Here is a 20,304-nt window from a genome sequence, read left to right as displayed (position 1 = left end):
GGTTTAGTTAATTGGAATATATCCGACTTCTTCAACAAGTTTTTGTCCCGCTTCTGATAAAGTATAATCTAAATAGGATTTAACTTTTTCAGAATTTTTAACATCGTAAATATAGTAAAGAGGCCTCGAAATAGGATAAGTTTTATTTTTTGCTGATTCCATGGATGGGCCAACGAAAGTAGTACCTTGATCGTAAGAAACTTCCAATGCTTTAACTTCAGGACTCATGTATGCTAAACCAATATATCCGATTGCTCCGGCTGTTTGACTTATGGATTGAACAATAGCTCCGGTTGCAGGCATGTTCAAAACAGAACTGGCATAATTCTTTTTATCCATGACGTGTTCTTTAAAGAACTCATAAGTCCCCGAGCTATTTTCTCTTGAATAAACCACGATAGCCAGATCTTCACCTCCGAGTTCCTTCCAGTTGGTAATAGTTCCAGTAAAAATTCCTTCCAACTGTTCGCGGGTTAATTTTGAAACGGTATTTTTAGGATTGACCACAACAGCCAGCGCATCGACTGCCAGGGTTACAATTTCAATGTTCATTTGTTTTTCCTGGAATTTTAGTTTTTCATCTGACTTCAGATCCCTGGAAGACATTGCGATGTCTGTATTGCCGTCCATCAAAGCCGTTACACCCGTGCCGCTACCACCACCGACAACTGCGATGGATACATCTTTGTTTACAGCCATAAAGGCTTCCGATGTTTTTTGCCCGAGAGGCAACACCGTATCGCTGCCTTTTAAGGTTATTGATTTGGAGGATTTACTTTCAGAATTCTGGCCTCCACCACAAGCTATCAAAAAGATTGATAATACGAATAGAGAAATAAGAGATTTCATAAAATTCATAATTAATTAAAATTTAAATTGTGTGCGAATAGTAAATACATTGTCTTTTAAATCCGATTGAAATCCATTCAGATTTTCTGATTTTTCATTGGTGATCATGTCGTAATAAAACATGATGTACATATTTTTAAAATAATAGTTAAGCCCTAATCCGAGGGTACTGTATTTGACATCTGCAGCACCTGTTTTAGAAAGTGATGTACCAATTTCATTTTTTTCTACATCGGAATTTGGATCGTACCAATCGTATTTGGCTACGAACATGAAATTGGAAGAACCTATTTTTTGAAGGAAATAGGCACTGAAGGCGTTAAAGTTTCTGCTGTAACTGTCGCCTTGTGGGGCTGTATTTGTTTTAGGACTATCCGTATTGCTTGCTGAACCGGGCTGTTCTCCCTGGACAAATTCTGCTCTTAATGTTGTAGTACCTAAAATGTTGGAAAACTGGTACTGAACATCAGCTCCCAAATATTCTCTTTTGACTTTACTTCCAAAGGCGAAACTGGTCGTATCCATTAAACTAAAAACAGGCTCCGAACCATTTTCTGATATTGAATACCGGTAAGGATTGCCTTGAACGACTCCTCCACTATAAAAGGATAAGCCACCGGAAAGATTTGAAGTATTTAATTTTTTCTGAATCGAAATTCTCGCAACGATATCTTTAAATCCATCGAAGTCAGCTGCTGTTGCTGTTCCGTTATAAACTCCCAATTCGAGTGTAATTGGTTTTAAAGCGGAATAGGTCAGTTTACATCCCAGATCAGCTTCTGCGGGCAATAAGGTTGTCGAAAACCTTACCCGTTCCGGACCTTCGTGATAGGCAGTTGAATAAGATTGTTCAAATCCAAAGGGACGTGGGAAAAGCCCGGCGGTATATTTCAAATGAATTTTTGAAAATGTGTAAGAACCATATACATCGTGGAGAGAGATCCCTCTTTCCGTATTTTCTGTGACCAGAACCCATTCAAAAGGTTTGCCCACATAAGCGACTTTTAACCTTGCGCGCCGCATCGAGAACCGGTTATCGACATTGGATGCAAAATTACCCCCGGGATATTTTATTCCCTGTTCCTCAGCTATTTGATACTGTGCCTGGAGGTAACCGCTCACTTTGATGTTTTTAAGAATTTTGAGATCGTTGTTAATTGCTTTCCATGTAGAATCATTGACCGTATATTCTTGCGCATATACATCAAAGTTCAATAAAGAAAATAGAAATACCAGATGAAGGACTTTCATTTCAAACTTTTTTACGTTAAAAAACACTTTTTACACTGCAAATGTAGATTGAAGCCTTGCCTTCTGTGTGAAGCCAATATTAAGAAATGATTAAATCGCGTGACTAATCTAATGAATTGAATTCGGCCTCGTATTCGAACAGATTTGATGAAGTATCACGAAAACACTAACTTAGCAACAAAACTATAACAGTGAAGAGAAGATCATTCATTTTGCAATCGGGAATATTGGGAGGAATCAGCCTGGCTGCTCCGAAATGGTTATCAGCCCAGACTAAACCCAAAAGAAAGATCAAATCTGCGATTATCCTGGGCGCGGGTTTTGCCGGTCTGGCAGCGGCAAACTATCTCAAGGGCAAAGGCATTAAAATTACTGTTCTCGAAGCAAAGAACAGGATCGGTGGCCGGGTATTTTCCCACCAACCTGAATCGGCAAATCAACTGGTTATCGAATTGGGTGCAGAATGGGTTGGAGCCTCCCACGAACGGGTAATAGCCCTATGTAATCAATTTGGGCTTGAATTGCAAAACAACCAATTTGAAAGCCATCTAACTTTGAATGGATCTTATCAGGCTGCCGGGAAATGGGGTTTCAGCCAGGAATTCGATCAATTCTGGAATAAGAAAACCGAAATCTGGAATGAACTTAGCCCACAACAAAAGAAAAAGCTGGACAAAATGGATTGGTGGAGATATTTATCCAATAAAAAGTTTGAGGAACGCGATCTGTTTTTGAGAGAGTTGCTGGACAGTACGGATTTTGGTGAAAGCATCAGACACACATCGTGTTACGCAGCTTTTGCCGAGTATGCTGAGAGTAGCGAGAAAAATGAAATGGATCTTAAAATCCGGGGAGGGAACAGCAAGCTGGCAGAATCCCTCGGTAATGAAGTGGGTGCTGAATATATTTTACTCCGGCACAAAGCAATCCGGATTACACAGGAAAAACAAACGGGTGTTCGTGTCGATTGTGATAACGGTACATCTTTCACAGCAGATGCTGTTATTTGTACGCTCCCAACAGCTTCCATTCAGCAAATCAAATGGATACCGGGTCTGCCTGCTATTCAAACCGATGCCATCAATGCTTTGCAATATGCCCGTATAGGAAAGTATCCGCTGGTGTTTTCCGAAAGATTCTGGAAAGCGGAAGATTTTGATATGGTGACGGATACACCTGCCCATTATTTTTATCATGCCACAAAAAATCAGGATCATCGCGAAGGAGTTCTGATCTGTTATGCCATCGGAGAAAAATCTGAAGTATTAAATTCCGTAAATGCCGAACAAAGAGAATCCATCATCCTGGATGCCCTCAAACCTGCTTTTGGAGACGTACGTAAGTACCTGAAGCAAAGTCTGAAATATTATTGGGGAGCCGATTCATTTTCTAAAGGGGCTTATGCCTTCTATGGAAAAAACCAATGGTTCGGGATCATGCCTGTGCTCAAACAACCATTTATGAAGGTCCATTTTGCCGGAGAGCATCTTGCCGACTGGCAGGGATTTATGGAGGGCGCTATTGTGAGCGGAGAAGAGGCCGCAGAAAACCTGCTTGGATAAGGTGGATTGATATTTTGATTTTTTGAAAATCGGATGAGTAACTTCAAACATTTTGGGGAAATATCCGAAAAAGAGCTGAAGTTTTTAAAGTGAATTAGACCTTGCTATGAGACACTTCTTAAAGCTTCGAGCTTTCGGCTTTGAGCTTCAAGCGCCTGGCTTCAGAATTGCTTTCATCAAGCATCCTCCCAATTTATAAATTATAGAGATCATTTGTACCTTTACTTATCCTCAATTTAGCCAAAAGTTTAATCAGGCATTCTGATAACGTTTTTGAATTCTAGTAACTATCATTCAGAAAGGCAAATTCACCTTTTAATATATATTTGACTCATGAACAACTGCTTCAAAATCTTATGTTTATCATTGGCCGGCTTGTTTTGGATGGCTCAGGCTTATGGACAGGCAGACCGCAAAAAGGCTTTGTTGATCGGGGTGGGCAAATATCCTGAAGCTGGAGGCTGGAATTCATTAAGTTCAATGAACGATATTGATTTGGTTACCAAGACATTACTGGATCAGGGATTCAAAAAGGAAAATATATTAATCCTTTCTGATGAACAAGCCAACAAACAAAATATACTCAAAACCATTACACAGGATTTTTACAACAAGGTAAGACCGGGTGATATCATCTATTTTCAATTCTCTGGTCATGGTCAGCAGGCTGCAGATCAAAATGGTGACGAAATTGACGGCCTGGATGAGTGCATCGTACCCTACGATTCACCTAAGAAATTCCAGTCTGGTGTCAATGAAGGAGAAAAACTTATCCGCGATGAAGAACTTGGCCAGGCCATGGAGAATCTGCGTGAAAAAGTAGGTCCGACAGGCCATGTTCTGGTTGTGCTGGATGCTTGTCATTCAGGAACAGGGACCAGAGGTTTTTCACAAGCGAGAGGGACCACAGACATTATGGCAAGTCCGGACTACTTAAAAAACAATGGCAAAAAATTATTAGCAAAAGAAAATAACGAAATCAAACCAAAATCAAGAGGAGGAGAAGGAGTTAAACCATTGGCACCGATGGTTTCTTTCTTTGGTTCTGCACAAAACCAATTAAACTACGAGATGACAGATGAAGCAGGCCAAAGTTTTGGTTCGTTATCCTATGCGTTGACACAATCCATTTTCAAGGTTAAAGAAGGAAGTTCTTACCGGGCTTTATTCGATAAAATTCGCAATGAAATGAGCCGTATCGCACCTTTGCAGCAACCGCAGGTAGAAGGCGAACTCGATATGGACGTTTTCAACGGAAAAATGTTGGGGAAAGCCAGCTATTTTAGAGTGCTTAAAGTGCTTTCTGACCATGAAATTACCATCAACGGCGGACAGCTTCATGGTTTGAATAAAGGCGCAATCGTAGGATTGTTTCCTGCAGATACCCGCGATTACCTGAGTGCAACACCAATGGTTACCGGAACTCTGACGAAAGCTTTTGCTACGCAATCCACAATTACATTGGACAGCGCCCTTGGAAAAAATTTATCAGAATTGGCTTGGGTTTATGTACTCGAACAAAGTTTTGGCGATTTGACTATTCCGATTGGATTCAAAATGGGTTTATCGGATTTGGAAATGGATTTAAAATCCTGGTTGCTTGATAAACCGTTCATCAAACACGACCAGCAAGGTGCAAAAATCTGGTTCGAATATCCAGAGACTAAACCTGGCGCAATGCTCAGAATCATCACCAGCGATGGCTATCCCATCGATAGTGTCATCATCGCATCTGATTTGAAAACACCGGTGATCTTCAGAAATAAATTGGTCAAGAAATTGAGACAATATCTTCAGGGACAGTTTATGAAAAAAATGGAGATGGAAGCGGCTGAGATTAAAGTTACTTTTAAGATCGTACCTGTAGATAGTATTCGCGAAGGGATGAGCGTTGATGAATTGCCTGCATTAAATTTTGGTGAGGATGGGGCAAAGAAATTAAAAGTGGGTTCTCTGATCAGGATTTTGGTTCAAAACGAGGGAATCAAGCCTGCTTATTTTAATATGATTGATCTGCAACCTGACAATTTGATCAATCCATTGATTCCCGGCCCTAACGATGTTGTTGAACCAGAAGAATTGAGAATCCTGCCCGGTCAGAAACTCCTGATGTCTCAGACTTTTGAAATCGGGGCGCCCTATGGACAGGAAATGTTCAAATTGATTGCCTCGACCAAGCCGATTGATTTAAGATCAACTTTGGGTACCAGAGGATTCAAACAAACAAGCCCGTTTGAAAAACTTTTCATGGAAACCAAAGACGAAGAAATATATCAAACCCGGGGAGGGAAAGCACTAAGCCTTCCTTCCGGAGATATCAATATTTATTCAGACACATTTATCATTACAGAAAATCAATAGTATGTTCAAGCACATTTTTATTGCACTTGCATTTTTAAGTTGCAACTTTTTGCAGGCACAGGACTTGCATATTTATTACGACGTCCATAACGACAGTCTGTGGTATATGAAGGATGGAAAACAGGTCAAAGAACTAAAAATCAGAAAAGACCGGCAAGTCCATTTTCACCTGGTTGAATTCAACAATTACATTTATTCAGCCTTATTCGATGCAACTAATCACGCGTTGATGCCTGCCGAATATGGAAGCGACAACGGTAGTTTCCGCGGATTCATGCCGCAATTGCTGAACAGTTTTTTTCCAGGCGGTGGGTTGCCTTTTATGAATGTGCCGATTTTTGGAAAAATGCTTGGAGCGGTATCCGGTGCCAATCCGGATGGAAATGCGAGAGGAGACATGGAGGATGTCGTTGAGTTTAAAGAAAAACTCGATGAATTGGCGCTGGAAACAGAAGCGATGAATACGCTCATCACAGATATCAACAAAAGGGAAAAAGCAGCCCGGACTTTAAAAGGCAATATTAACTATATCAACGAATTGTGTAAAACACCCTCGTTGGCACCTTCACTGGTTAAAGAATTGGTGATGGATGTTTTTGAAGATGCATTTATTCTGGAGCAGGGGCAGAAATTTGAGGTTAAAGATGTCGAACAACTTAACGAACGTTTGTTAGAGATCCCTTCATTGCGCGAATTGGCCAGAAAAAGGCTGGAAAATTATGTTGGAAAAATTTCAGACCTTGGCAGAATTGTAACCAAACTTAAATCGGTCGATCACGGTATCGATGATTTATATGGTCTTCTTCAAAAATATGAAACCGATGTACCGCAGATAAAAAGCCTGGTCCAGCGATTAGAAGTCAGTCTTGGAGCTGAAAATTTGGCCGGAGAAAGCAATCAAACCAGCAATGATTATGCACCTTATATTCAAACTTATTTCGTCAAGTATATGGACTTGCTGAATAATGATTTTGCTTATACGCATAACTCAACTGCAGAAGGTCGTTACCTGGTTTACAGTTTAAAACTTTTTAGAAAAGACAGTACGGACCTTAATGTAGAGAACGAGACTGAACTTAAACCGGTAAAAACTATAAAATTAAAAGTCGATACCTATGGCGAATTCAAACTGGGTACTTCATTTGGAGTAAATGGAATCCGATATGGCAATACACCTCAGCGGTTTTTTGTAAAAGACAATGTGATCACTGCGGTAGATGAGGACAGATATGCTCCGATGTTGAGTTCGTTTTTCAATTTGAGTTATACTACCGGTGGTGCGGTGACTCCTGCACTTTCTTTTGGCATGGGCTTGCCTTTATCCAGCGCAGAGAGCACTGAAGGCTTGGCATTCTTCTTCGGACCCGGTTTGTATCTGGGTAGAAAGCAGACAATCATGCTGAGTGGTGGATTCATGTTCTCAAAAGTTGAACGATTGACCAATGGATTGAAAGTTGGAGATTCAGTAATAATTGGTGATGGAATCCTGCCTGTTGAAAAGAAATTTGATACCGGTATCTATTTTGGCCTGGCCTACAGAATGGGTGAATAATTTTATTATTTTCAAGAAACAAGGTATATTTTGCATTTTGATATATGAATAAATAAGCATTTTTTAAAAAATTAAAATTCACCAGCGTGCAAAAAGCAATATATAACGAAATGATAACAGGCCCCGAAGTCATAGAAGCAAAGATTAAAGAATTGTACAAACTGTATTATTTGGATGTCTTGCAATATGTGTGCAATAACAGTGGGCAAGCTGAGGATGCAAGGGATCTGTTTCAGGAGATTGCTTTGAATTTTTTAAAAATACTGCAAAGCGGCACACTTGAAACCATACAAAATGAAAAGTATTATCTTATGGGAATGGCAAGAAATTTATGGTTGAAAAAAGTGCACAAAGAAAAGCACACCGTTTCATATGATGATGTCATTTTCAATGAAAGGGAAGATGAAACCAGTCAAGCGGAAGAAAAAAATACCTTGTTTGAATTGATCTCGGGTAAGCTTTCAGAAATTTCAAAAGAATGCCAACAGATCATTTATCAGGGATTTTATCAAAAGAAATCAAATTCTGAATTGGCCAGCATAATGGGTTATACGGAACAATTTATTAAAGTAAAAAAACACAGATGCCTCCAGGGTTTGAAAAAACTCATCGTGGATTCGCCTGATTACCGCCACCTTAAAAACGCCTTTTAATGGAACCGTCTATAGAAAATTTTGATCTGCAGGAAGAAATTATCCGTTACCTGAATGGGGAAATGGAAGCAGTGGAAAAATCTGATTTTGAAAACAGAATTCAAAAGGATGTCGCATTAGCACAAGAACTTCAAAATTACCGCAATATTATGAATGGAATAGAACACTGGGGAGATATGCAACTGAAAAATTTAATATCTAAAGTGGATATAGAACTGGAAAACCAGAATTTTTTTAAGCAGCATGTGCCAATTTCAAAACCAGGCATCATACAATTCATCAAAACAAATAAAATCTATGCTATTGCGGCTACCGTATTCCTGACTGTAACATCCTTATTTCTCATCAAGTTTTTCAACAGCAATTCAAATATACGGGATCAGTGGTTTGCAGAATATTACCATGCAGATGAATCGACAACCAAATTAGTGATTTCACAACTCGATCCATCCGGATTCATCCCTTCCAGTGTGCCGGCGGATTCTATACAATGGGCTTTACAAAATTATTTGGATGGCAACTATCGCCTTTCTCTTGAATTTTTCAGTCGATGCAGCCTTGAAGAGGGTATAGGCAATCTTTGCAGCTATTATCAGGCATTGAATTACCTGGCACTTTCTGAAACTGAAAAAGCCATACCACTTTTGAGACCGCTCTGCGAAATTAAAAATCAACAGCTTCAAAGCGCCTCCTGTTGGTATCTTGCTCTGGCCTTGATGAAAACCTCAAATGAAACCTCAGAATGGAAATCCTTGCTAAAAAGGGTTAGCGAAGACAAAGAATCTACTTTTTCACAGCAAGCACAAGTGCTGGTTGATAAAATGAAATAAATACCCATGAACCTGAAATCGATTTTCAGAGTTTTTATATGTTTGGCTATATTTCAGTGGCCATGGGAAGCTGGAGGGTTGAATGCACAGAACCAACCACATGCCTGGTCCCAAAGTGTTTTGGATAAATTATACGGGACATTGTCCAATAAGCGCATTCCTAAACCCGGAATTGCAGTTGTAGCCGGAAAGGTGTTTGCTGCCAGATACGTACCGCTCAAACATGAAATTCAGATTGAAAAAGAGATCTTGAATATTTGCAGATCGTTCAAGGAAGATTCATCAGATGCACTATCATTTGTGCTTGCGCATGAACTGAGCCATGCTATGTTTGACCGGGATACCACCCAGCTGCCTTCTTATTTCGTTCAATCACATAAATCTGAAACGACCAAACTTGGGAATGAATTAACTTCTGACATCAACGGATTATTTCTGAGTTTTCTGGCAGGATATAATCCCGAGAAGATCCTGGGCCACTTATTAAAACAGATTTATGGATCTTACCAAATTTCAGAAACCGAAAACGAGAAGTATCCCTCAAAATCTGAACGCATCAATAGCAGTAAATTTTTAGTTCATAAAATGCTGGGGTTTCTTCAGCTTTTTGAAGTTGCAAACGTGCTTACACTTAAGGGATATTATGATTTGGCAGCCGCATGTTACGAGAGAATTCTGGATGTGTATAAAGGAGCTGAGATTTATAACAATTTGGGATGGGTATACGCATTGAAAGCATTGGAAATATTTGATGAGGACTCAGACTACTTTGCTTATTTACTGGAACCTGATTTTAATACCGGATTGAAAAAGTTTAAAAAAGCCAGAGGACCTTTAACTCAGGAAATGAGATTGGCGAGAAGGAATAATTTGAATATGGCCAAAACAAATTTTACGATGGCCATTACCCTGAATAGCGATTACAGTTTGGCCTATTTCAATTTTATCAGCTGCATGTTGTTATCCGGCGAAGCTCCGCAGGCCTTAACTTACATGAATGCTTTAATCAAATCAAAAAACGAATTTCAAAAAAATCCTTCCATGGCATTATTGCTGGGAATCGCAAACGGACTGTTGTCTGATGTTAAAGCAGAATTATTTTTTCAGGAAGTTTTAAAATCCAAAAATGAAAAACTTTCGATGTTTGCAAAACACAATTTGAAAATTGTAAAAGGAGATCGCAGTGCTCTGAAAATGGTCCCGGAGTCTTCTGTCATTTGTGAAGGATGGAAAATTTCCAGGGAACCGGCCCCCGGCGGTAAATCTGTTGTCGTAAACTCCGATACGCTACAGTTGGATTTTGGGAGTGATAAAATTACTTTAAATATTTATCATGATAAAAGTCTGAAAGTATTCTCTGACTTTTCTAGTGGTGGCGAGATTTTTTTATCGGTTCGTTGGAATTCAATAGACTCCGATCATCCCATATATCGCCATAATAGTTACCAGTCATCGAGTCAACTTAAATGGATGGATACTTATCGGGGTATTTTTGTAGAATGTGAAGCTTCTGGTTACTTATATTTGCAAAGTAAAGCCAGGAAACCATGGCTGGGGGTTGAAATAAAAACATACAACTAAGTCCAAGTTTTGAAGGTACAGACATTTTTACATGGGTGCGTCTATTCACTGGGTAGTTTATTGGTGCTCTATATCATTCACCATCTGCCGGTAAATCAGCTCTTTATTGATCCCTTCAGCGAAGCAATTAAAGGGCACGACCTCATGGATATTGCTTTTTCGAAATTTAGAAATCATACAGATCCGTCATTTTACGATGGAAGAATTCTCGTCCTGAATTCCGGGAAAACAGATCGGAAAAAAATTGCACATACCCTTGATTATTTGAACAGGGTAGATGCAAAAGCCATAGGGCTTGATATTCTGCTGGATAGCTTTTACCAATTGCCGGAAGATAGTTTGTTGCAAAAGTCTTTGATGGGCGCGAAACAGACGGTATTGGGTTTTACATTTAATGAGGGTAGATATCACGAAGATTCGAAAATTGGATTTTACCCTCATCCATTCTTTGATCAAGGCAACCGGGTGGGCTATGTAAACATTGCAACAAACGATGGATTTTCGGTGCGTGCATTTGAACCTTTTCACAAGGTGGAGGGCGTTGATAGAAATGCATTTGCAGTTGAACTGGCCGATCTGTTTAATCCGGAATTAACGAGTCAAATCAGAGCCAGAAAAAGCCAATTGGAATGGATCAATTTCAAAAGGGTTCAGCCTGGAGCGGTCAACATGCAATATCCCATCAATTCTTCTCAGGTAATTCATTACGATCTGATAGAAATGGACCAGTTTTTATCCGATACAGCTCAGTATGAAAAGGAACAGCTCGCAAATAAAATAGTCTTGATTGGATTTTGTGGCGAGGATGAAAATGCTTATTCTATGAAAGACAGGCATTACACTCCTCTGAACGAACAGTATACAGGAAGATCCCATCCGGACATGTATGGAGTTATTGTGCATGCCAATATTATTTCTATGATTCTGGATGGCGATTACATCAGGGATATTCCGGAGTCAACGATTTATTATCTGGCGATAATGTTATTTCTATTTAATTTTTTTCTTTTTAAAACCCTGCATCATTTTAATTTTTTCCGGTCTTTGCCCTATATTCGTTTTCTTCAGGTTATTGAATTTTTTATCATTCTTGCCACTTGTATTTTCCTTTTGATTAATCTTAACATAAAACTTGGATTTACTTTCCTAGCCACTTGCGTCATTCTTTCGTTTGAATTTTACGAGATCTATGAGTTAAAGCTCAAAGCTAAAGTCCAGGTTTTTCTCGATGAAATTGGGCTTTGGACTCGTCGAAACCGGCTCATTTCAAAAAGCTGAGTAGAATTAGCTAATCCGCACTTTTTATCATAACTTTGAGCTACCCTGATAACCAAATAACTAAATAAGGACTCTAAATAAACAGATCTTATATGCGCTTATTCTGGATTGTCGGTATTTTCATGTGTTTTACAGCGATGTGCTGTGGTCAGGATATCATGGCTGTTCACATAGAAGGGCAGGTACGCATCTGCAATCAGGGTGAAAACGAATCACATTCCAGGGCATTGAGTTTTGGTCCTGTTTCTTCCAACCAAAAATTAATACTGAGCAAAAATTCCAAAGTGCGATTCATCAAGCAATCCGGCGAACAATGCGAGGTCACTCAAGCAGGTATATACAATATTGGTGCTTTGAATTTTTTAAGAACATCTGAAAGTTCTTTTTTAAATAAATTGGGAGGATTTATTAAGTCTTTTCTAGAAGCCAAGCATTCTTCTGAATCCAAAGATAGTTATAAAAATACTGTTCATGCCATTTCCAGAGGAGATGCAACATTAGCCATTCTGAATTTTCCTTTTTCAGGTGTTGTGCCATCTGAAACATCTGCTCTTCCTTTCAAATGGACACATTTTTGTGATACTTGTACTTATGAATTTGATCTATACGCTCTTGATACCAGATCTAAAATCTATTCCACCAGTACCAGGAATAAAGAATATTCTTTGGATAATTACCTTGAAAGATTGCAGCCTGGAAACGAATATTATTGGACAGTCAGAGTGGCCGGTACTACTGCCGATGTTAATGCATCGACTTTTAGATTGTCAGAACCTGGGGCATATCAGGTTCTGATCGATGAATTGGAACAACAAATTATCCATTCTCAAACGGAATTGCAAGATTTACCTCGTACCGTTTTCATCATGAAATCTCTGGAAGAATTGGGTTTTGTGAATTATGCCATGTTTTATGGTTGGCAAAAATGCTCTAAAAATCCAGAGAATGTGCAATTAACTGATTATGTTCAGTCTTATTATGAATCCTTACTCAAGCTGCAATTAGAGTCTCAGTATTGATTTTAGGATCTTGCCTTAAGTAAAAATAATACGTTTTGAAAAATTAATTTTTTAATAATATTTCTTTTGGCTTTTACTTCAATATTCAAGATTATTCCATACGAAATGTTCTAAAATTTGATTGCTAAGAGAAATCTGATTTTAAATACCCTTTAGGGAATTTTATAAAGGATGTTGATCGTTTTTATAAGTTCAAATTAGAATTTTTTCTATTCTGAATTTATGTAACAGGAGTGAAGTTGGAATATTTCGATACAAATACAACAATAAATTCAATTTTAAAGTTAAATTTGAGTCTAAATTGAGATAATCTGGTATACCATCCAACAGATGGTCCAAAAACCAGAATTGCAATAACGATTGCGGAGATTAAACGTTTCAATGCAAAAGGCTCATTCTTTCCAGAGAATAGTTGAAGATCGGTGGATGATGGATCGTAGAAGATATAAATCGGTTCATGGATGGTTTTGAGAGGAAGAATGCAGATTAAGGGAATGAAACGTAAATAGTGGATTGCATAAAAAATTGCATCTGGCCTTTATATCTTAAAACCTTTTTACCCTTAGCCTGAGGCCTTAGCAAATAAGACAAAGTTTCAAGTTTTCAAAAATCAATAGATTTTAGTGGGGAAATTTATTATTTTAGTTTTATTCATATCGGGGATCAATCTTTCGTTTTCACAAACAAAAGGTGTTGGGGCTATTCCTTCAAGTGGGGCACAAGCCACTAATAAAACTTATGCAATTGTTGTTGGGATTTCCGATTATCAGGACCCTTCCATCCCCGATTTAAAATATGCCGACAAAGACGCAAATGCTTTTGCAGCATACTTAAAGACCCCGGCAGGTGGCGGCCTTGATGAAGATCACCTGAAAATCCTGTTGAACTCAAACGCTACTTTGGGTCAGTTTGCTTCTGCGTTGGATTGGTTGCTGGAAGTATGCAAAGAAGGTGACCGTGCAATTATATATTTTTCAGGGCACGGCGATGTCGAACGCAAAACGGTTTCACAACCAGGTTTTCTCTTGTGTTGGGATGCTCCCGGCCGGGTATATATGTCTGGAGGCGCTTTTGGCTTAGCCTATCTTGAAGAAATCATCAACACGCTATCCACTCAAAACAAATCCAAAGTAGTGATGGTGGCTGATGCATGTCACTCCGGTAAATTATCAGGCAATCAAATAGGAGGTACTCAGGCTACTGCAGCTAATCTGGCCAGACAATATTCAAACGAAATAAAAATACTATCCTGTCAGCCAAATGAATTTTCCCTGGAGGGAGAGCAATGGGGTGGGGGCCGTGGGGTATTTAGTTATCATCTGGTGGATGGATTGATGGGACTTGCCGATAAAAATTCAGATGCCATCATTTCTTTGCACGAAATAAACCGTTACCTGGAAGATCATGTGATTGAGGAAGTAGCTCCGCAAAGTCAGATACCTGTCATTATCGGAAATAAAACCGAACAAATAGGTATCGTTGACAAAAGCGTTTTGGCTCAATTGAAAAAAAGCAAAGAAGGTCAAATTGTAGCATTTGTAAAAACTGAAAGCAGAGGACTGGAAGACGAAATCCTTTCCAAGGTGGATTCGCTTGTAAAATTGAAGTACTACAGATTTAAGGAATGTCTTACACAAAAATCTTTTTTTGCACCGGCATCTGATTGTGCAGACTATTATTACAAAATCCTGGAAAAAGACACCACCCTTGGAAGTTTGTTGAATTCAATGAAAAGAAATTATGCCGCCGCATTACAAGATGATGCCCAACAGGTTTTAAACAGATTCCTGCGGTCTGAATTGGTAGAACTCAGTTTGTCCAAAAGAACAGCTATTGAAAAATACTCAGTGTATCCTTCTTATCTCGAACGCGCTTGGGAATTGCTTGGCCAGAATCATTACATGTATCCGATCCTGAAGGCCAGGAAGTACTTTTTTGAAGCCTATTTGTTACACCTTGAAAATAAAAACAAAAACGAAGAAATTGGCAGGAAAGCTCTGGACAAATTGTATGAATCTTTGAAATATCAGTCCGATATGCCGCACATCTATTGGGCGATGAATTTTGCCTACGGGTTTAATCTCATGCAAATGGATTCTGCTGAATATTTTACGGAAAAGGCCATAGCCCTGAACCCGTCCTGGCAGCTTCCCTATGCAAACCTCGTGTTTATGTTTGCAGATAAATTTAGAAATAAAGAAAAAGCGAAGTATTATCTCGATAAAATCAATGCCATAGATTCAACAACGATGGTTGCCACGTATTCCAATGCGATTTTTTACGATGTCTTGGGTGATTTCAAAAAAGCAGAATATTATTTAATGCAGACCATTGCTATGGATTCAAATCATATGTCAGCACACAATTTATTAGGTAATGTTTATTTATATTCAAATCAGTTAGAACTTGCGAAGACTCATTATCTGAAAGCCATTGCGATGGATGCTGAATATCCAATGGCCCATTCCAATCTTGGGTTTGTCCATTATCTGCAGCAGGATAAAAAAGCTGCCGAAGAGGCATTTAAAAGGGCTTACGAACTTGATCCTTATGGACCTTATTTTAATTACAATCTAGCCTGTTTTTACGCAGGTGAAAACCAATCTGACCTGGCATTCAGATATCTGGAAGCAGCCATACAGAACGGGTGGAATGATTACAAACATCTTTCGGAAGATCAAAGCCTGGAACCATTAAAAGCAGATTCTACTAAGTGGAATTCACTTATGGCCAAATATTTCAGTTCAGAACAAAAAAAATGATGTATTTTTAATTTAATTAGGTTCTGAACTGATAACCAACACGTATTTTTTATACATTTATATAACTAAACGATAAATTTTATTTCAATCATTTAAAAAAAAATTATTTTATGAAAACTATTTTAAGTAAAAGTTTAAGTTTTTTTGCATTTCTGTTTGTATTGACTATTTCCAGCAATTTGGCGGCCCAGAATGCTCCAACAAAATCAACAGCCCCGGTTGCTGATGCAGATTATTCAAAAGTGACTCCTAGTGGCAAGAGAGGAGAAGTGACAAAAGAAACAGATTGTGTTGATCTGATCGTAAGAAAAGGTTGTGTGAAATATGCTGTTTCTGTTCCTGCTGACGCTAAAAAATCTCCTGATATGATTCAGGTATGCGCTCAAGGCAAAGAGCTCACTGATGTGAAAAAGGTCGATATTTGCAGACCGGGAGCAACAAAAATTACGGTTAAGTATGAAAAGATTGATGACGATGCATTAATCGAATTTATACCTCGTAAGCCTACTGTTAAAAAGCATTCTGTGAATAAAACTATGGAAAAACAAAATTAAAATACATCCTTTCGATTATAAAAACCAGTCAGGTAATCCGGACTGGTTTTTTTATTTTTAAGCAAAATCTGAGGCAATTCTACTTTATATTTACGGAGCTTTACCTTTGCAAGTAATATGAAGTACGAACAAATTTTTAAAAACAATCAGAATTGGATCGCTGATAAACTTGGAGCGGACAGCGAATATTTTGAAAAACTTGCTTCGGGCCAGAATCCTGATTATTTATTCATCGGTTGTAGCGACAGCCGCGTAACCGCTGAAGAATTGATGGGGGCTTCGCCAGGAGACGTTTTTATTCACCGGAATGTTGCCAATCTTGTACCTAACAACGACAACAATTCTGCGGCTGTAGTTGAATATGCAATCGCACACTTGAAAGTAAAACATATCATTGTTTGTGGACATTATCTGTGTGGAGGAGTGAAAGCTGCAATGGTCAGTTCTGATTTGGGTATTCTCAATCCTTGGTTGAGAAATATTCGGGATGTATACAGACTACATAAAGAAGAACTCAACTCCATCACCTATGAAAATGCCAGATACGACAGGCTGGTAGAATTGAATGTTCAGGAACAACTCGTTAATATCATTAAAATGGCTCGATGGCAAAAAAGTTATCTGACCACCGGAGGGCCGCTTGTGCATGGTTGGGTTTTTGATGTTAAAAGTGGAAAACTAATTGATTTAAAAATAAATTTTATTAATGTCCTCGAATCTATCAGAGAAATTTACGATTTAGGAACGGATAAATAATTCATTCGATGACCTTTGTTGGAAATTATTCCACGAGCACAAAACCCGCCCATTGATAAGGGTCAAACCCCATTTCTCTTAATGATTTTTGTGCTGTATATAATGCAGTGGAAATGGTCATATTTTCTAATAACCAATTTTTAGTGAATTCCATCATTAAGCGAGTTGTTGATCCATCCGGAACCTCCCACAAACTCATAATGAGATGTTTGACACCTGCAATTCTGAATGCGCGTTGCAATCCGTAGACTCCTTCGCTTCCCCGCAAATCGCCTAATCCAGTTTCACAGGCAGATAAAACTACAAGTTCTGTGTTAGACAAATTCAACTGACTGATTTCGTAGGCGGTCAATATTCCATCGTCCTGGCCTGGCTCCATTTGTTTTCCCCGCCATGAAACATTACCTCCTGCTAATATCAGTCCGGAACGGAACATAGGATCTGAGCTTGTTTTAAAAACAGGCTCTGAATCTTTGGAAGCTGTTGTTTTGGCAATCTCATTTTGATTGGCTGACGACTGGAAAAAATAACCATGTGTGCCGAGGAAGATAACCCGTGGCGATTCACTATGATCCTGACAAATGCTTTTAAAATAAGATTCTGTAGCCTCTTGTCCTTTTTTAATATCGACTTTTAATCCGGCCAGTTGCATGGTCTTGCAAATAGAATCAACTTCTTCTTCTGTGCCTGGAAGAAATGAAAATGCTTCTTCATCGCCAGAATCAGTATTCTGTTGGAAAACCGATATATTTTCAATGACCGGCTGACCTTGTATTGGACCAGAGGGTTGATCAATCGATTGGTTATAATCAATTCCCCCATATAATAGTGCCGTACTGTTCGTGCTATATATTTGTGTGGATGCCGCTAATTGCCGCGTGCTGTTAACATTGATCAATTCAAACTGATCTGCAAGAATTGTTTTGGCCTTTACCGGAATGGCATTTAAATTTAAACGATGCAAGACACCGGTCGGTGAATAATAAATTGTCTTCACGTCATTTAACACAGAATCCAGCGGTTGCCAAATGAGCTCATACAAATCGGGTTTCTTTTTTGTCAATGATTTCGAAGAACCTCTGTGACTGGAATACAAATTTGTTATGATCGATGATTGAAATTCTGAATTCGAAGGCAGCAGGGATATCAGTGCACTTTCTTTAAATAAGGGTATAAATTGTGGTTCTTTGCTGCCGGCTTTGATGATTATTGCAGCGTATTGAATGGAATGGTTGATGGTGTCTGAAATGTCTTTGAAATGTATAAATTCAAGAGCGGCTTCCTGTTCACTTAATACCTGTTGAATTTGTTGCCACCTGATACTTTCATTCGCTTCGGTGTAACCACTAATCATTTTTCTTAATTCTTTTTCGAGTTGATTGGCTCGTTCTTCCAGATTTTTTATTTCTTCAGAATTAGCCAAAGGACTGATATATGATCTACCCAATAGCCTTCTCAGGTTCTTTAATTCCGAATTTAATTTTAACGCTTCCTCCGTAATCGAAGCCTGTTTATTGAGTTGCTTGGCAGAAGTCAATAAAAAGCCTTTATAAAATAAATTATTATTCAATACATAAGTGGACAAATATCCTTGCTCGTTTGGTTGTTGCGATCTCAATATAACATAACTCCCAAGTTTGTCTGAGCGCTCAATGAATGATTGTGTGAAACTTTCCAATTCTCTTTCGGTTAAAAACCCTGTGGCCATGTTCAGCTGCTCCTGATCGCGATCGCTGATTTCTCTGAATAATGGATCTGAAGATCTGTATTTTTTTTGCAATTCATAGAATTCGCCAAGTTGATCAAGACTCGCGATATACAGGTTGTGCTTTCTGCCGAGCACCTGCTTTTTTATTTTAGCAGACTCTATAAAAAGAGGCTCTGCCTCCTTATAATTACCTAAATCAAGGTGCAGAGATGCAAGGTCTTCAATACTTTCAGCATATTTGTAATGATCCTGTCCAAATATATCTTTATATATTTTTGATGCTTCCAGAAAATGTTGTTGAGCTTCATCGCAATGTCCAAGTTGTTTTTCGAGTAATCCCCGCTGACTTAAACTATTAGCATAAAGAGCGTTTGATCTGCCAAAAACAGAATCGCAATACAAGAGGGCGAAGTTATTCATGCCCATTGCCAGATCAAAACTGTCGAGCTTCAAATATATTCCGGTCAGCTTATTCATAGTTTCTACGTACTCTTTTTGATATGTGGGCAGATTGTGGGCTCTTAAATTCAGAAGTTCTTTATAAAGAAGCATGGCCTCGTTGGGTTTATTTATTTCATTGTACGTATTTGCTAAATGATTCAGACCAATACCATATACCGAATGCATTTTTCCGAGCAACCTTTTTCGGCCTTCGTTAACCTGTTTATATAATTCGATGGCTTTGTCTTTATTTCCCATTTCTCTGTACAGTCCAGCGATGTTTTCCAGACTTCCCAGGGTATATACATGGTTCTCTCCGAAAATTTCTCTTCTTAAATTAAAAGCTTCCAAATAATAATCTTCTGCATTTTCATAATTTCCAATTTCTTTATACAAGGAGGCCAAATTCCCAAGTGAAATTGTGTAGATCAGGTTTCTTTTGCCGATGCTTTTTTCACGTATTTTTAACACTTCTTTCAGGCTACTAACTGCTTTTTCAAATTGAGCTGTCTTTTTATAAAGCAATGCTAAATTGTTGAGCGTATTTGAAGCCAATGGATGTATTCGACCAGAGGAGTCGTATAGATTATCATAAGCTTCGGTTAAAATCAACTCTGCTTTAGAAAATTTTTCTAAATCCAAATAGCAAAGGCCCAGACTATTCAGGCATTCAAGGTATGAAGAATCTTTTCTACTTACGGATTCATTTAAATTTTGCTTGAGATCCAGAAAAGCATCAACGGCTTTCTTATATTGATGCATTTCCCGATACATCAGGCCCAACTGATAAATTGAATTCAGATAAAGGGGATGGTATTTTCCCAATGTATTTTCCCAGCTTTCTTTTGACTTGATGAACCATATTTCCGCGCTGTCAAAATCTTTTTTTCTCCGATAGATCCTGGCCCGGTTGAAGCAACAATTTCCCAAAAGTGGAGATGGTAAAGTCATGGAATCCAAAACTAATTTTTCAGCAGAATTTGTCAACGCGTGAGCCTCTTCATATCGTGCGACATTCATACTCTTCAAAGAAGCTTTGATCATTAAATTGAATTGAATTCTGAGCAAAGAATCGTTGGATTGGGAAAAAGCAATGCCAGCTGAAATCAAAAGAAAAGTAAATACGCTTATGTATTTCATGGTTAAT

14 protein-coding genes are annotated in these 20,304 nt (G+C 38.5%); 11 read left to right on the top strand and 3 right to left on the bottom strand.

The features are described 5' to 3' along the window. Positions 1–3: 3 nt before the first annotated feature. Entirely contained in the window at positions 4–849 is an 846-nt protein-coding gene (locus IPM34_13605) for a phosphate ABC transporter substrate-binding protein (GenBank protein MBK8956574.1), read from the bottom strand. 15 nt (positions 850–864) lie between these two features. Then, positions 865–2,100, bottom strand: a complete 1,236-nt coding sequence (locus IPM34_13600) for a hypothetical protein (protein ID MBK8956573.1) — start codon at positions 2,098–2,100, stop codon at positions 865–867. A gap of 191 nt (positions 2,101–2,291) precedes the next feature. On the opposite strand from IPM34_13600, the gene IPM34_13595 reads away from it, so the two are divergent. The 11 genes from IPM34_13595 (at position 2,292) to IPM34_13545 (ending at position 17,008) form a co-directional block, all read left to right on the top strand. After that, complete coding sequence (locus IPM34_13595) at positions 2,292–3,662, top strand: FAD-dependent oxidoreductase (protein ID MBK8956572.1); 1,371 nt, start codon at positions 2,292–2,294, stop codon at positions 3,660–3,662. 333 nt (positions 3,663–3,995) lie between these two features. Then, positions 3,996–6,023 (top strand): caspase family protein, encoded by a 2,028-nt coding sequence (locus IPM34_13590; GenBank protein MBK8956571.1) that lies wholly within the window; start codon positions 3,996–3,998, stop codon positions 6,021–6,023. 1 nt (position 6,024) lies between these two features. Next, positions 6,025–7,575 (top strand): hypothetical protein, encoded by a 1,551-nt coding sequence (locus IPM34_13585; protein ID MBK8956570.1) that lies wholly within the window; start codon positions 6,025–6,027, stop codon positions 7,573–7,575. 86 nt (positions 7,576–7,661) lie between these two features. After that, complete coding sequence (locus IPM34_13580) at positions 7,662–8,228, top strand: sigma-70 family RNA polymerase sigma factor (GenBank protein MBK8956569.1); 567 nt, start codon at positions 7,662–7,664, stop codon at positions 8,226–8,228. Beyond that, entirely contained in the window at positions 8,228–9,058 is an 831-nt protein-coding gene (locus IPM34_13575) for a hypothetical protein (protein MBK8956568.1), read from the top strand. Before IPM34_13580 ends, IPM34_13575 begins: the two co-directional genes overlap by 1 nt. Positions 9,059–9,064: 6 nt before the next feature. Beyond that, positions 9,065–10,639 (top strand): hypothetical protein, encoded by a 1,575-nt coding sequence (locus tag IPM34_13570; GenBank protein MBK8956567.1) that lies wholly within the window; start codon positions 9,065–9,067, stop codon positions 10,637–10,639. A gap of 9 nt (positions 10,640–10,648) precedes the next feature. Further along, positions 10,649–11,917 carry a CHASE2 domain-containing protein gene (locus IPM34_13565; GenBank protein MBK8956566.1) on the top strand — a complete coding sequence of 423 codons (1,269 nt, stop codon included), beginning with the start codon at positions 10,649–10,651 and terminating at the stop codon, positions 11,915–11,917. Positions 11,918–12,009: 92 nt separating this feature from the next. Further along, positions 12,010–12,936: a hypothetical protein gene (locus tag IPM34_13560; GenBank protein MBK8956565.1), complete on the top strand. Its 927-nt coding sequence runs from the start codon at positions 12,010–12,012 to the stop codon at positions 12,934–12,936. Between the two features lie 623 nt (positions 12,937–13,559). After that, complete coding sequence (locus IPM34_13555) at positions 13,560–15,698, top strand: caspase family protein (protein ID MBK8956564.1); 2,139 nt, start codon at positions 13,560–13,562, stop codon at positions 15,696–15,698. 110 nt (positions 15,699–15,808) lie between these two features. Further along, positions 15,809–16,252: a hypothetical protein gene (locus IPM34_13550; protein MBK8956563.1), complete on the top strand. Its 444-nt coding sequence runs from the start codon at positions 15,809–15,811 to the stop codon at positions 16,250–16,252. 117 nt (positions 16,253–16,369) lie between these two features. Then, entirely contained in the window at positions 16,370–17,008 is a 639-nt protein-coding gene (locus tag IPM34_13545; GenBank protein MBK8956562.1) for a carbonic anhydrase, read from the top strand. 25 nt (positions 17,009–17,033) lie between these two features. Here the strand turns inward: IPM34_13545 and IPM34_13540 are convergent, their stop codons facing one another. Beyond that, a complete protein-coding gene (locus IPM34_13540) occupies positions 17,034–20,297 on the bottom strand; it encodes a CHAT domain-containing protein (GenBank protein MBK8956561.1) in 3,264 nt (1,087 codons plus the stop codon). Positions 20,298–20,304: the final 7 nt, after the last annotated feature.

The organism is Saprospiraceae bacterium (assembly GCA_016716185.1).
Taxonomy (GTDB): Bacteria; Bacteroidota; Bacteroidia; order Chitinophagales; family Saprospiraceae; genus Vicinibacter.
Note: the sequence above shows the minus strand (reverse complement) of the source record. Positions and strands in the feature narration are given on the sequence as shown.